Source organism: Gilvimarinus sp. 1_MG-2023 (genome assembly GCF_030548285.1).
Genome location: NZ_JAUOSC010000006.1, coordinates 49,702 through 63,397 on the forward strand (window position 1 = coordinate 49,702; position 13,696 = coordinate 63,397).

At 52.7% G+C, this 13,696-nt stretch carries 12 protein-coding genes; 6 read left to right on the top strand and 6 right to left on the bottom strand.

Annotated features, from left to right (window positions below; genetic code table 11):
- Positions 1–115 precede the first annotated feature (115 nt).
- The 5 genes from Q4563_RS08990 to Q4563_RS09010 form a co-directional block, all read right to left on the bottom strand.
- Positions 116–982 carry an IS3 family transposase gene (locus tag Q4563_RS08990; protein WP_303604306.1) on the bottom strand — a complete coding sequence of 289 codons (867 nt, stop codon included), beginning with the start codon at positions 980–982 and terminating at the stop codon, positions 116–118.
- Positions 979–1,287 carry a transposase gene (locus Q4563_RS08995; protein WP_303604307.1) on the bottom strand — a complete coding sequence of 103 codons (309 nt, stop codon included), beginning with the start codon at positions 1,285–1,287 and terminating at the stop codon, positions 979–981. The genes Q4563_RS08990 and Q4563_RS08995 overlap by 4 nt, the downstream gene beginning before the upstream one ends.
- Positions 1,288–1,439: 152 nt before the next feature.
- Positions 1,440–2,279 (bottom strand): hypothetical protein, encoded by an 840-nt coding sequence (locus Q4563_RS09000; RefSeq protein WP_303604308.1) that lies wholly within the window; start codon positions 2,277–2,279, stop codon positions 1,440–1,442.
- A 1,231-nt stretch (positions 2,280–3,510) separates the two neighbouring features.
- Complete coding sequence (locus Q4563_RS09005; protein WP_303604309.1) at positions 3,511–6,195, bottom strand: nitrate reductase; 2,685 nt, start codon at positions 6,193–6,195, stop codon at positions 3,511–3,513.
- Positions 6,196–6,199: 4 nt separating this feature from the next.
- Positions 6,200–7,465: an NAD(P)/FAD-dependent oxidoreductase gene (locus Q4563_RS09010; RefSeq protein WP_303604310.1), complete on the bottom strand. Its 1,266-nt coding sequence runs from the start codon at positions 7,463–7,465 to the stop codon at positions 6,200–6,202.
- A gap of 537 nt (positions 7,466–8,002) precedes the next feature.
- On the opposite strand from Q4563_RS09010, the gene trmL reads away from it, so the two are divergent.
- From trmL to Q4563_RS09035, 5 genes are all read left to right on the top strand, one after another.
- Positions 8,003–8,476: a tRNA (uridine(34)/cytosine(34)/5-carboxymethylaminomethyluridine(34)-2'-O)-methyltransferase TrmL gene (gene trmL / locus Q4563_RS09015; RefSeq protein ID WP_303604372.1), complete on the top strand. Its 474-nt coding sequence runs from the start codon at positions 8,003–8,005 to the stop codon at positions 8,474–8,476.
- Positions 8,477–8,529: 53 nt separating this feature from the next.
- Positions 8,530–8,976 carry a flavodoxin domain-containing protein gene (locus Q4563_RS09020; protein WP_303604311.1) on the top strand — a complete coding sequence of 149 codons (447 nt, stop codon included), beginning with the start codon at positions 8,530–8,532 and terminating at the stop codon, positions 8,974–8,976.
- Positions 8,973–9,494, top strand: a complete 522-nt coding sequence (gene fldB / locus Q4563_RS09025; protein WP_303604312.1) for a flavodoxin FldB — start codon at positions 8,973–8,975, stop codon at positions 9,492–9,494. The genes Q4563_RS09020 and fldB overlap by 4 nt, the downstream gene beginning before the upstream one ends.
- Positions 9,491–11,542, top strand: a complete 2,052-nt coding sequence (gene mnmC, locus Q4563_RS09030) for a bifunctional tRNA (5-methylaminomethyl-2-thiouridine)(34)-methyltransferase MnmD/FAD-dependent 5-carboxymethylaminomethyl-2-thiouridine(34) oxidoreductase MnmC (protein ID WP_303604313.1) — start codon at positions 9,491–9,493, stop codon at positions 11,540–11,542. The genes fldB and mnmC overlap by 4 nt, the downstream gene beginning before the upstream one ends.
- A 103-nt stretch (positions 11,543–11,645) precedes the next feature.
- Positions 11,646–12,044, top strand: coding sequence for a late competence development ComFB family protein (locus tag Q4563_RS09035; RefSeq protein WP_303604314.1), 399 nt, complete (start codon positions 11,646–11,648; stop codon positions 12,042–12,044).
- Between the two features lie 23 nt (positions 12,045–12,067).
- On the opposite strand, the gene Q4563_RS09040 is transcribed toward Q4563_RS09035, so the two are convergent.
- Complete coding sequence (locus Q4563_RS09040; protein ID WP_215975169.1) at positions 12,068–12,718, bottom strand: DUF502 domain-containing protein; 651 nt, start codon at positions 12,716–12,718, stop codon at positions 12,068–12,070.
- 123 nt (positions 12,719–12,841) lie between these two features.
- Between Q4563_RS09040 and Q4563_RS09045 the strand changes: the two genes are divergently transcribed.
- Positions 12,842–13,630, top strand: a complete 789-nt coding sequence (locus Q4563_RS09045) for a glutaminyl-peptide cyclotransferase (RefSeq protein WP_303604315.1) — start codon at positions 12,842–12,844, stop codon at positions 13,628–13,630.
- The last annotated feature ends 66 nt before the right edge of the window (positions 13,631–13,696 follow it).

Below are 13,696 nucleotides of genomic sequence, written 5' to 3' on the forward strand. Positions count from 1 at the left end.
CCCTTTGCATTCTGATGGTTGAATTAATTCAGAGTTAGCCTTGTGTTCGCTTTGGGTTGAAAACGAGCACTATTTCGGTACCGTTGGTGTTCCCCTCGAAAAATAGACACCTTACTTATGCAGCAATCGCTGCCTTCTCTTCAAACTCAACAGGGCTTACCCCGTCGTTTGCAGAATGCCTTCTTTTGCGATTATAAAAGACTTCAATGTAGCCAAATATACCTGATCTTGCCTCGTCAATCGACTGATAGCACTTGGCATAAATGAGTTCAACCTTAAGCCGAGCATAGAAGGATTCCATTACGGCATTGTCCCAGCAATTCCCCTTCCTGCTCATGCTGCGTGTTATCTTGCGCCTCTCGAGAAAGCTAACGTAGCTGTTTGAGCGATACTGCGTGCCCCGATCTGAATGAACGATCAACCCTGAGGTTACCCCGCGAGCATCAATGGCTATTTGCATTGCTTGCGTAATCAGCGTTTCCGTCATGCTCGTATCGAGGCTCCAGCCAATAATACGGCGAGAATAGAGGTCCATCACCGTCGCCAGGTACAGCCACTGATTTCGAACCCATACATAGGTAATATCCTTGACCCATTTCTGATTGGGGCGATCCGTCGAAAAATCTCTCCACAGCAAGTTGTCCGCAACGTTGTGCATCGTTAGGGCGTGGCCACCGTAGTTAAACGCTTTACCGTTTCGCGCCAATATACCCTGTTCCTGCATAATTTTAGCGATGAAGTTAACGGAACATTTGTAGCCAAGCGCATTAAGCTCCTGCGCTATCCTGGGAGCGCCATAGGCAGCCTCAAACGCTTCAAAGGTATCTTTAACCAATGAAGTTACCTGCTCTTTGCGGGCCTCACGCTTGCTTTGTGGAGCATCTCGCCACCGATAGAAACCCGATCGGTGCACACCCAAAACGTCGCACATCAAACAGATGCTGTAATGGCCCACGTATTCTAAAATTAACGCGTACTTCACTCTTGGTCTTTCGCGAAGTACGCAGAAACCTTTTTTAGAAATTCCATCTCCTCTTGAAGACGCTTATTCTCACGCCTTAGACGACGAACCTCTTCACTTTCTTTCTTGGAGTAATCAACACCATCTACGGTATTAAACTGCTTATCCGAAAGACGGTTGAATTGGCGTTTCCAGTTTGAAATTTGCTGAGCACTAATACCCAGCTCCTTCGCCACTTGCGCCTGCGTTACTCCTGGCTTTTCAGACCGTTTGATGGCCTCTTTGCGAAACTCTTCAGTGTAATGCTGATGCTTTTTACGTGCCATTTTGGACACCTCCATATAGGGCTAATATAACTATACAGGGTGTCTACTATTCGTGGGTAACTTGGCCGTATAACGCCCGCATTTGCGGCTGGTTTGGAGCGTAGCGGAAAACCAGTGATCTTGCCCCGACAAAATGCGCTTGTTAGGCATTTTCACTGTACGTCCCATTCTAATGAGCTTTGCTCTTTGAAAATTCTATTGGCCGAGAATTTTTCCACATACGGGGCAGAGCGTATATGATTCATTAGACGCCAAAACCATTGTTTTGATACTTCATTCTCAAACCCTGCGGGATATTCATATCTATATGAAAAGTCATCACTGCCTTTTCTAAAGCATGAAATATAAACTGGTTCTAGATATCTTTGAATTCCCCATCGAACATCGTTTAATAGCTGAGCCATCCAAGTTCCATAATAGATAAAATAGTTTTCATCTAGGTGTTCTTGGAAATCTTCGAGAGCGAGCGGTATAGCTTCTATTGGCACCTCATATTTGTGTTCTAGAAGGATTGTATGGATACCCTTCGATACCCCAGTCAATCTAGAGATATTATGTTTGGAATGGTTGCCAGAGATCTTCAAGAACTCCATCCTTGAAACCTCAATCTTTGCCTCGATATCAAGTGTTGGTAGCCAAAGCTTTAACGGTGACTTGAAGTCAAGCCAGCTTCGTAAATCCTCTAGCGCCACTTCGAGCCGTTCTACACTACCGCCCACATCAAAGCTTTTACTTTGGCATGCCTCATCAAGAACATTTATGCAGGAACCAGAGACTCCGGTTAACTTGCTATCGCCAGCTTCTTTAGCAAAGTCTAAAAATCGAATTACAAATAATGAGCGATGTACAAAATCCTTAAAATAGACTTCAGCTTCACCTGGAGATCTTGTGCTTTTCCTTACATCAAGTAGAGCATGATTCACTATATCGTTCAGAGCCTCTAAGCTTATGCATAAACCTATTGCTTCTCTTTCGATAGGATTCAATTCCATTTTGCTTCCTGTATGCCTAACAGCTTATTAATGTGCGAATTGAAAAATGCGCCTGGCAATGTATTCCGTCTAGATTGCTTTTAGAAACTCGCTACAACTCACTGTATTTTATATTATTTCCTTTAAATTGGCGCATTTTTACAGAAAGGTAAAGAAGCCAATTTGAACAGCAATCGGCAATGTATCATGTTTATTAAGTCTCGTGAACTTAGGCTCTTAAACCCATGAAAAAGCAGAGAAAAATCGAAAATATGGTTAGAAATCGAGGATCAGAAAGTAAGCCGTCTCATGTTCAGCATTGAATTTGGCGTAGTTGCAGCCTGAAGGCGGATGTCTGATGTCTGATGTCTGATGCCACACAAACATAGACTACGAAGCCACCCTCCTCCATGCCACTGCGCCGAGTGGAGGTTGATTTTAGTGGGTAAGACAGTCTGAGGTCCGACGTCTGGTGTCTGACGCAAAAGCCAAGCTCGCTACGAAGTTTCCATTCCCCTTCTCATCCAGCCGAATTCGAGCTAATTTTGTGGGTTAATTGCACATGGATGATGTGAGCATCTGAGGTCGGACGTCTGATGTCTGATGCAAAAACAAAACCTGCTACGAAGTCCCCTCCCCCCATCACATCCAGCCGAATTCGAGCTAATTTTGTGGGTTAATTGCACATGGACGTGCAATTAAGGAAAAGCGCTGGGAAGCGATCTTTTCCGACCCTCAAAATTGGTTTGAATTCGGGAACCCGAAGGGCTGCGATGTGCGGGGTGAGTTTCTTGGGTACTTCTTTGCTCACCAAAGAAGTACCTCGCCTGCCGGGCGAAATCCGGCACATGCGTAGGAGCGGCTGATACTGATTTACAGAAAAATTAATTCCTTTAACAGGTCGAAACATTTAACTTAGATGCCCTCTGTCGCCGGGCAGGCGAATTCCTTCTTGTAACGCGACAAGAAGGAATCAAGGTCGCTCCAGCGCATCCATGCGCCCACGACATTAGTGAATCCATTCACGTCAAAACGCGCCCGAAGATTGGGCCCTGCGGGCTACCTTCGCTACCGCCAATACTAGCGGTCGGCCTAAATCGCGCTTCCATGCGCGCTTATGCCTTTCGCACACGTCCTGTGCGCTCAACCACTACCATTGACTTACACTCAGCACAATCATAAGGGGAAGGAATGAATCGCCCGCCGGGCGAAATCCGGCAAAAGTAAAAAAGTCCAACCAAAAAAACCAAACCTACCGCAACAACCCCTTCAACTCCGGAATACAAGACCCACAATTGGTCCCGCATTGCAGCTTTTTCCCCAGGGCTTCTACGTCACCACAACCGTTGGCAATGGCTTTTTTGATTGTGTTTTCTCCCACAGAAAAACACGAACAAATAATATTGCCCTCGTCCTCCACCCCGGCGCCGGGTGTACCGGCCAAGATGGCAAAGCGGGCATTGGCGTCCACCTCGGTGTTTAACTGATCTTCCAGCCAGCGCATTTCAGGGGCGGATTTTTTATCGGTGGCGGTGCTGAGCACAACGGCGAGTACGCCGTCGATAAAACCCGCCGCGCGGAAAAACTGCTGGCCGGAGTCCTGCACTTTTACCCAGTCGGTAATATGCGGGAATTGCGGTTTGAGCCAAGCAAACCAATCGGCCGGTACTTCGCCGTCAGCCAGACGAAATTTAAAACCGCCACCCAGGGTAATTTTGACCCAGTACTCGGCCCTGGGCTCAAGGTCTTGGCTGGTCAGTAAAAAACCGTTCCAGCGCTGGCGAAACGGCTTGATGTTTACCGGGGTATGCTTAAATTCCGGTTGCCCACAAATAGGGTCGACAAACGGATTGACCAGAGCGTCGGCGCAACTGGCGGAGGCGTATTTGCCGTTCCAGTGCATAGGCACAAACACCTCGCCCGGGCGCTGGGTGTCTGCGGGTTTAACCCGACCATAGAAAACACTGCCGCGATTTTTCAGCACGGCCAAATCACCGGCCACAAGTCCAAAGCGCTCGATATCGGCGGGATGAATGTCGATATAAGGTTCATCCACATGACCGAGCAATTTAGCGGCTGTGCCGGTGCGCGACATGGTGTGCCACTGATCGCGTATGCGACCGGTGTTCATGATGACCTGATCCGGCGCGGGCGCTTGCACAGGCAAGCGGGCGCTAACGGGAATAAAACGCGCGCGCTGATCGGGGGTGAAGAACTTGCCATCGGCAAACAGGCGTTTGGTGCCGGTGGGTGCCGCGTCGGTTACGGGCCACTGAATGGGCGCGAGCGATTGGTAAGCCTGCTCACTGATGTTGGCCATGGCGGCGATATTAAACCCGCGCCGCCCGGCGCCGGGGTTGTTACCCAGCGCCGACAGTGCCGCGTGTTCGCGAAATATCTCTACCGGGTGCCGGTAGTTAAACGCCGCCCCATAGCCGAGCTTAGCGGCAAAGCGCGCGATGATTTGCCAGTCGTGCAGTGCCTCGCCCGGGGGCGCTAAAAAACCTTTCTGTAGGGAAATACAGCGCTCGGAATTAGTGACTGTGCCGTTTTTTTCACTCCAGGTAGACGCCGGTAAGACCACATCGGCCAGCTTGGCGGTATCGGTATTGCCTATGCAATCGCTGACCATTAATAAATCACATTGCTGCAGTGCAGCGCGCACCTTGCCTGCATCGGGCATGGTCACCGCGGGGTTGGTGGCCATAACCCATACGGCTTTGATTTTGCCCTCGGCGATAGCGTCGAACATATCCACCGCTTTTAAGCCTTCGCTTTGCGCCATGTTCGGCGCCTGCCAAAATTGCTCTACGCGCTTAACACTCTCGGCACTGTCGTAGCCCATGTGCGCGGCCAACTGATTGGCAAGGCCGCCCACCTCGCGCCCGCCCATGGCATTGGGCTGGCCGGTAATGGAAAAAGGTGTGGCCCCCGGCTTGCCGATTTTGCCGGTCGCCAGGTGGCAATTGATCAGGGCATTGCCTTTATCTACCCCGGAGGATGACTGGTTAACCCCCTGAGAAAAAACAGTGACTACCTTGTCGTGCTCGGCAAACAATCGGTACACCTGCTCGACATCGTCGGCGGGCAGCTGGCAAATATCCGCCGCCACTTGTGTGCTCGGCACCTGTTCTGCCGCGGCGGCCAAGGCGTCTTCAAAACCGTTGCAGTGCGCGGTGATGTAATCGTGATGGGTGTGGCCCTGTTGATGCAAGTATTGCAGCAGACCATTAAAAAAGAAGGCATCGGAGCCCGGTTTTAACGGCAGGTGAATATCGGCTATTTCGCAGGTGGCCGTACGCCGTGGGTCAAGCACGATGATTTTCATCTCGGGGCGCAACTCTTTGGCCTTAACAATGCGCTGATACACCACCGGGTGGGCGAAAGCGGTATTGGAGCCGACTAAAATCAATACATCGGTTTGCTCTAAATCTTGGTAGCAACCGGGCACTGTATCGGCGCCAAAGGCGCGCTTGTGCGCCACCACAGCCGAGGCCATGCACAGGCGCGAATTGGTGTCGATATTGGCGGTGCCGATAAACCCTTTCATCAATTTATTGGCGATGTAATAGTCTTCGGTCAGCAGCTGGCCGGACAAATAAAAGGCAACCGCATCCGGCCCGTGTTCATCGATAATGGCCTGAAATTTTTGCGCGGCGTAACCCAGTGCGCTGTCCCAATCGCTGGGCTTGCCGTGCAACATGGGGGTTAATAAACGATCGGGCGAGGCCTGAGTTTCGTGCAGCGACGAGCCTTTGACACACAGCCGCCCCAGGTTGGCCGGGTGCGACTGATTGCCCGCCACGCTTACCACTTGGTTGTTTTTTACCTCGGCACTAACACCGCAGCCCACACCGCAATAACAGCAGGTGGTGTTGACCGTTTGGCTAGGTTCGGCGTCGGCGTCTGACACAATCAGTTGAGCGGATAAAGTCATAGATTTAAGCGGCTGCGGTTTGATCGGGCTCGGTGCCGTAAAAGGCGCGCCCCATTAATAAAAAAGGTGCAATATCACTGACATCGCGCTTGCTTTGTAACATGGCAAAATAGTCTTGCCCGTCGCGGGTATCGCCAAACAGTACCGCGCCGACGATGCGGTCATCGCGCAGCAAAATTTTTCGGTAGATGCCGGCATTATCATCGCAGTAAAGCAACTCGCGGTGCTCGTCAGAGGTTAGAAAATCACCGGCGGAAAATAAATTCACCCCCGAAACTTTAAGCTTGGTGGGAACGGCGCTATTTTCAAAAGGCAATTTAAGGTTATAACAAAGGCGCTCGGCCAGTGTGGTGCACTGATGCCAGATAGGCTCTACCAAGCCAAAGGTGGCCCCTTTAAACTCGACACACTCGCCGATAGCGCTAATGCTATTGTCGGAGGTGGCCATATAGGCATCGACCGCTACCCCGCGACTGCCTTTTAAGCCCGCCTGCAAGCCCAACTCTTTGTTAGGCGTAATGCCGGTGGCAATCACGCAGAGCTTACAACTGAGTGTGCGGCCAGATTTAAACTCCGCCGCTTTTAATTCGTGCGAGCCGGTAAAGCGCACCACTTCATCGCTCAAGATAAATTGGATATTTTTCGCTTCCACCACTTTTTGCAAATAGCCCGCGGCGGTTTTATCCAGCTGGCGGTTGAGCAGCCATCCAGAGCGGTGTACCAGAGTTACCCGTAAGCCTTTTAATGCCAAGCCGTAGGCGGCCTCTAGCCCGAGCAGCCCGCCGCCAATCACCAGGGCATCGGTGTCCGTTGGGCGGGCATCGCGATCGTGAAAGCGCGCCACATTGAGCAGGCGATCCACATCGCGCAAGGTACGAAAGCTGTAGATTTTTTCCAGCGCTTGATTTTCGGCGGGAATTTTAGCCGGGCGCGACCCCACCGCCAGCACTAAGTGATCGTAGCGCAGGCGGTTACCCTCGGTGGTGACTACACACTTTTGCTCGCGCTCAATCGCCTTTACCTGAACGCCACTGACAAAGCGAATACCCCGGTCGCGATACCATGCCGAGGGTTTGCCAATAATGGCGGGCACATCGGTTTCACCGGCCAGTACCGGCGAGAGCATAATACGGTTGTAACTGCCCTGGCGCTCGTCACCGATCACCGTAATATTGAAGCGCGATACATCGCGCTTGATCAGCTCGTCCAACAGGCGTCCGGTCGCCATACCGTTGCCTACAATCACAAGGCTTTGCTTCTTTTCAGTCAAAATGCCACCTTTTGGTGCTAAAAGAATTCACCGCCCTGCCCCATGCACCGAACTTCACAAATCGCCAGAACACTAGATCGTCACTTTCCGTGCAATATATAGCGGCAACGCACAAAAGCGGCGCACACTTCGAGCAATATGGGGCTAGATACGGTTTTGTATAGAGAAGAGCAAAAGCCAGGCCAATACAAACCGTAGATAATGCCCCCGACAAACAGCTCGGAAGGTGATGCCCCAAAAGGAGAAGAGAGAGACCCTTTATGACTTGATACTTCCAGCTTAGATTCAACCCATAAACCGTAAACTTAATGGTTGGTGGTGCTCAAACAATGAGGCTAGAGTGTCGGTGATATGGTGTAATTTCGGTGATATGGTGTAACTAGGTATAAGCGCTTTACAGACTCACTACTGTGCCACAATAAGCATGTTCACCCCCTGAGCGCACAGATAGCGATACTCTTAAATACGCATAGATTATAATTGTCGCCAATAAGATCACCCTAGTTGAAAACCGACCCAAGAGCCAAACCAACCGCTATGTTTCATATTGTATTGTTCGAACCCGAAATTCCGCCCAACACCGGCAATATTATCCGTTTGGCCGCTAACACCGGTTGTCAGATGCACCTGATTGAGCCGCTGGGGTTTGAACTCGACGACAAGCGCCTGCGCCGGGCCGGGCTGGACTACGGCGAGTGGCGCGACTTAAAAACCTACGCCGACTGGCCCACCTTTCTTGCCGAGGCCAAGCCCGAACGAATTTTTGCTCTCAGCACCAAGGGCAAGCCCCGCCCCAGCGATACCGGGTTTCAAGCGGGTGATTACCTGTTGTTTGGCCCCGAAACCCGAGGGCTACCGGCGGATGTACGGGAGTCTTTGCCGCCCGAGCAAGTATTGCGCATCCCCATGCTGGCGGACAGTCGCAGTATGAATTTATCCAATGCGGTGTCGGTGATTGTCTACGAAGCCTGGCGCCAATTGGATTTTGCCGGCGCAGCGCCGCCCGCTTAACCTTAGCGACTAAAAGCTTTATCATGCAGCCCTTTTGGGCGAGAGGTATTTTTATGGCACGCATACAAATCATGGTGGGCTCAGAAATGGGCACTGCTGAGTCCGTCGCCGCCACCGCCAAAGACCTGATCGACGATGCCGGTCATACTGCGATGGTCAATCCTCTGCCCGAGGCGGCGGATATCACTGACAACCCGCAGGACATTATTTTAATTTGCACCTCCAACACCGGGGCCGGTGATTTACCCGGCAATATTCAGCCTTTATATCTGGAGCTAACTCGCGACTTCCCGTCGATTGCCGGGCGGCGCTACGGTGTGATTAACCTGGGTGATAGCAGTTACGCCACCTTCGCCGAGGCCGGGCGCGCCATCGACGAGGCCATGGGCGATATTGGCGCTGAGCGCGTCGGCGAGCCACTGGTGCTGGACGCCAGCAGCGGCGATGATCCACACGAACAAGTAGCCGCTTGGCTACCTGAGTGGTTGGAGTTGCTGTGAGTAAAGCACCGATTGCCCTGTTTTACGGTAGCTCCACCTGCTATACCGAAATGGCGGGGGACAAAATTCGCCAAACCCTGGGGGAGCATCTGGTCGATGTGTACAACATCGCCGAGACCCCTATTATTGAAGCGCAATTCTACGACTGCATTATTTTGGGTATCCCCACCTGGGACTACGGCGAGCTGCAAGAGGATTGGGACGAAATTTGGGACGATATCGACGATATTGACTGGCAGGGCAAAAAAGTCGCCCTCTATGGGCTGGGCGATCAAATTGGCTACCCGGAGTGGTTTCTCGATGCCATGGGCTACTTACACACCAAAGTTGCCAAGCTTGGCGCCACCCCCTGCGGTTACTGGCCCAATGAAGGTTATGAGTTCGAGGCGTCCAAGGCGCTGATCAATAACGATACTCAGTTTGTCGGCCTAGCGCTGGATGACGAAAACGAGTTTGACTTGTCTGAGCAGCGCATCCAGAGCTGGTGCGAGCAAATCACCCGCGAATTTGGCCTGTGATTGAAAACACCGGTGACAGCCCTCAGGCACCCGCTTTTGCCCACATTAAGTGGGGCGAGGACGGTCAGCCCACCTCCTCCCATTTCGGTGATGTGTACTTCTCCCGCCACAATGGTCTGGCCGAAACCCGCCATGTGTTCTTAGCCAGCAACCAACTGACCGAGCGCTTTGCCCAGCTCGGCCAAAACGCAGCGCCCAAGCATTTTACGATCGCCGAAACGGGGTTTGGCACCGGCCTAAACTTTTTGGCCGCTTGGCAGCTGTGGTTGGAACAGGCGCCGGATGATGCCCAGCTGCACTTTATCAGTGTGGAGAAATTCCCTGTCAATCGTCGCGATCTTACCCGCGCACTGGCGTTGTGGCCGGAGCTTGCCAGCCTAAGCCAACAACTGCTGGCGGCTTACCCCAGCCACTTAGGCCCCGGCATTCACCGGCTGCATTTTGCGGGGCGAGTCAACCTAACCTTAATCATCAACGATGCCGCTTGCGGCTTTTCCCAACTATTACCGAGCATCGATACCGCCTACAGTCGGCCAGATTTTCGCGTAGACGCCTGGTTTCTCGATGGCTTTGCTCCGAGCAAAAACCCGCAGATGTGGTCGGATGAGCTGTTTGCCGCCATCGCCCAATTGTCCGGCCCAAAGACCACAGCGGCCACCTTCAGCGCTGCCGGCATCGTCAAACGCGGGCTACAAGCGGCCGGCTTTCGCATTAATAAAACGCCGGGTTTTGGCCGCAAACGCGAGATGATTCAGGCCGCCTGGCAGCAAGCTCCGACAAACGTGACGCCCGGCAAAGGCGAAGGTGCGGTCGGCGTGGTGCAGCGGGCCACTCATCCGGCAGGGGTAAAAACAGCGCTGGTGATTGGCGCGGGGCTGGCCGGTTGCCATACCGCGCGGGCACTGGCCGAGCGCGGCTGGAAAGTCTTGGTGATTGAACGCCGTCATGACATCGCCCAAGAAGGCTCGGGCAATCCCCAAGGGCTACTCTACGCTAAACTCAGCCACCGCGATGAAACCCTGCCGCGCTGGAATTTAACAGCACTTAATTACGCTCAACAATACTACCGGCCCTACTGGCAAAAGGCCGCTAACGGCCAGCGCTCGGGGTTGATTCAGTTAGCCGATACCGAGCGCAAAAGCCAGGCACTGACCCAAACGGCAGTCGCACTGGGGCAGAGTGAACTGTGCCGTCTGGTCAGTGCCACCGAGGCAACTGAACTGGCCGGTGTTGAATTATCACAGGGCGGTTTGTATTTTCCCGGATGCGGTTGGTTTAACCCGCACGCATTGTGCGAAAGTTTGCTCGACCACCCAGCCATTACTCTGCGCACCGACACACCCATAGCATCACTGGAGCGCCACGAAGAACACTGGCAGACGCTGGGTCCGACAGGTACAGAGATCGCACAAGCCCGGGTGGTTATCATGGCGTGTGCCCACTCCGCGCAAGAGTTTAGCCAAAGTGCTCACCTGCCACTCAAACCGATTCGCGGCCAGGTCAGCTTTTTACCCGCCAGTGATCTCAGTGCCCAGCTTAAAACAGCCCTGTGTAGCCGGGGTTATATTGCCCCAAGCACACCCAGTGGGCATTGCGTCGGGGCAACGTTTAATCTTGGCCAAAGTAATCTGGCCCTAAACCAAGATGATCATATCGAGAATTTGGAGCACCTGCGGGCCATCAGCCCGGAGTTGCACCGCGAGCTTGCCCCAGCCGATAGCGCCTCGCTTGAAGGACGAGCGGCCTTTCGCTGCACGACGCCCGACTACCTGCCCGTGGTAGGGCCTCTGGTTGACGCGATGGCGGCGGCAGAAAACTTTGCCGGTTTGGCTCAAAATGCGCGGCGACGACTTGATACCCCTGCTCCCTACTGGCCGGGGCTGTATATCAATTGTGGCCACGGCTCACGCGGGCTGGCCTACACGCCCTTGGCCGCCGAATTTTTAGCCAGCCTGATCAACCGTGAACCCCCACCGTTAGAGCGCGCGCTAGCTCAGGCGCTGCACCCGGCGCGCTTTTTACTGCGCCAGATCATTCGCGGCCAATAACACACAAGAGCCATTACGCTCTTACAGGCTCTAGGCGCTACTGTGCGCCCTACGGCTGATAGGTCTATACTCAAGTTTATTTGCGTTGACAGGAGAAGACCAAATGCTCGCCTCCCCCGGCCATACCGCGTTTATCAGCCAAGACGAGTTGGACACTTTTCATAATTACTACGAAAAACATGTGGTACAGGCCATTCACGAAGCCAGCGAAAGAGCCCGTGCCGGCGACCGCGATTTTATCGCCGACGTGGCCTGTGTGGCACTCAACCGCTTGCCCCCGCGCTATATTCGATTTGATGTGGATATGACTTTTTTTATGTCGCCGCAGGAGCTAGAAGAAATGGCCGATAAAGTCACCTCGGCGGTCAACGAGGCTATCGTTTATGTCACCAACAGCGAGGTCAAACAAGAAGCCCCCGAGGCTCCACCTGTGGTGAAAAAGCCGGCTAAAAAAGGGCGCGGTAAAGCCGCGAGCAAAAACAAAGCGAAAAGCTCTAAGTAGATAACCGACACTCCAGCAAGCGTTTAATGCTCCTTGGGTTCAATTGTTTGGGAGCTCTTGTCTGCCACCTCTGCCATGATAATCTGCGAACCACTGCCGCAAGCAATCACCGTGCGCATGGCCGACTCCACCGTCACACCGGGCAACAGCTCAATGCAATCAGCGGGCAAATGGTAAACAAACCCGGAGGTGGGTACCGGAGCGGTAGGGACATACACGGTATAGCTGCCCTGTTCGTGCTCGGCAGTCACAATGCCCGTCACACACACGGGGCTGCTTTTGCCCATGATATAAGCACGACACACTTTACCGTTTAACAATGAAGCATTGCCCTCGCCACCGACTATTTGCGAGACCATTTCGCGAATAGTGCTGTAGCCCGGGGCGAGCTTAGAAAGCAACCCGTCCACCTTGCGGTGTAACCAGCGACCAATACCGGTTTTCACCAGCAAGCCAATAGTAAAACAAGCGGCCAATATCAGCCCCACCCCCAGCATATCTGCCACATGGCCACTGACGGTGACATAACCGGCCAGCCACGCACTGAGCGGCTCAATCGCGCTATCAATAAAACTGACAAGCCACTGCACCAATAATAGAAATATCGTAATGGGCAGCACAACGGTTAGGCCACCGAGCAAGGTTAGAGTAATAAACGAACGCAAACGAGTCATACAACTGCCTGTTCTGTCGTGGTAAAAAATATGCCGATTTTACAAACACCAAGAATCAGCAACACTGTCTTTGACAACAATAAAAGGTATTATGAACCGTCAATCGATCCAGAGGAAAGAGAATTGTTGCCAGCGTTGATTCACCGTGTCGCTTTCGCATCTCTGTGCTTATGTTTACTCAGCGCACAAGCCGTTACGCAAGCACCTTGGTTTGAATACGATTTGGTTGCAATCCAAAAGCGTGCACCGGCCTTTACCCAGGGGTTAGAGCTCTATCAGGGCGACCTTATTCACAGCAGTGGTCTGGTGGGGCAATCGTTTATCGAGCGCTTACCCCACCCCGATAATTCACAGACAGAGCCACACTGGCGCTTAGGATTATCCGCCCCGATTTTCGCCGAGGGTAGCAGTGTGTTTAAAGGCAATGTGTATCTGCTGAGCTGGCGTCACAACACCGGCTGGCGGCTCAACCCTAAGACCGGACAAGTACTCGACCAATTTCGCTATCAAGGTCAAGGTTGGGGCCTGACCCATAACGACACTCATCTCATTCGCTCCGATGGCAGTGAACATTTATATTTTCATCGCGCCCCCGATTTCGAACTCGATAGCACCCTGACCGTATCGCGCAATGGCCAACCGCTGCGTAAGCTCAATGAGCTGGAGTTTGCCGAGGGGTATATCTGGGCCAATATCTGGCAAACCAATACCATCGTCGCCATTGCGCCGACCACCGGTGAGGTAGTCGGCCAGTTAGACGTCAGCCGTCTAGTACCGAAAGAAGCTTACAAAGACCCTGACAATGTACTCAATGGTATTGCCTACGATGCCAGCACCGGTCATTACTGGCTTACCGGAAAGCGCTGGCAACATTGGTACCGTATTGACATTAATTTGCCAGAGGTGAAGTAGGCCGACACCTCCCATCCATAGCACCTCTGCACGCTTTAACCGCCCCTCATCTCCAGCGAGCCAACC

Coding starts and splice junctions, on each gene's coding strand:
- Q4563_RS08995 (WP_303604307.1), bottom strand. CDS start 1,287: ATGGCACGTAAAAAGCATCAGCATTACACTGAAGAGTTTCGCAAAGAG.
- Q4563_RS09000 (WP_303604308.1), bottom strand. CDS start 2,279: ATGGAATTGAATCCTATCGAAAGAGAAGCAATAGGTTTATGCATAAGC.
- Q4563_RS09005 (WP_303604309.1), bottom strand. CDS start 6,195: ATGACTTTATCCGCTCAACTGATTGTGTCAGACGCCGACGCCGAACCT.
- trmL (WP_303604372.1), top strand. CDS start 8,003: ATGTTTCATATTGTATTGTTCGAACCCGAAATTCCGCCCAACACCGGC.
- Q4563_RS09020 (WP_303604311.1), top strand. CDS start 8,530: ATGGCACGCATACAAATCATGGTGGGCTCAGAAATGGGCACTGCTGAG.
- Q4563_RS09035 (WP_303604314.1), top strand. CDS start 11,646: ATGCTCGCCTCCCCCGGCCATACCGCGTTTATCAGCCAAGACGAGTTG.
- Q4563_RS09040 (WP_215975169.1), bottom strand. CDS start 12,718: ATGACTCGTTTGCGTTCGTTTATTACTCTAACCTTGCTCGGTGGCCTA.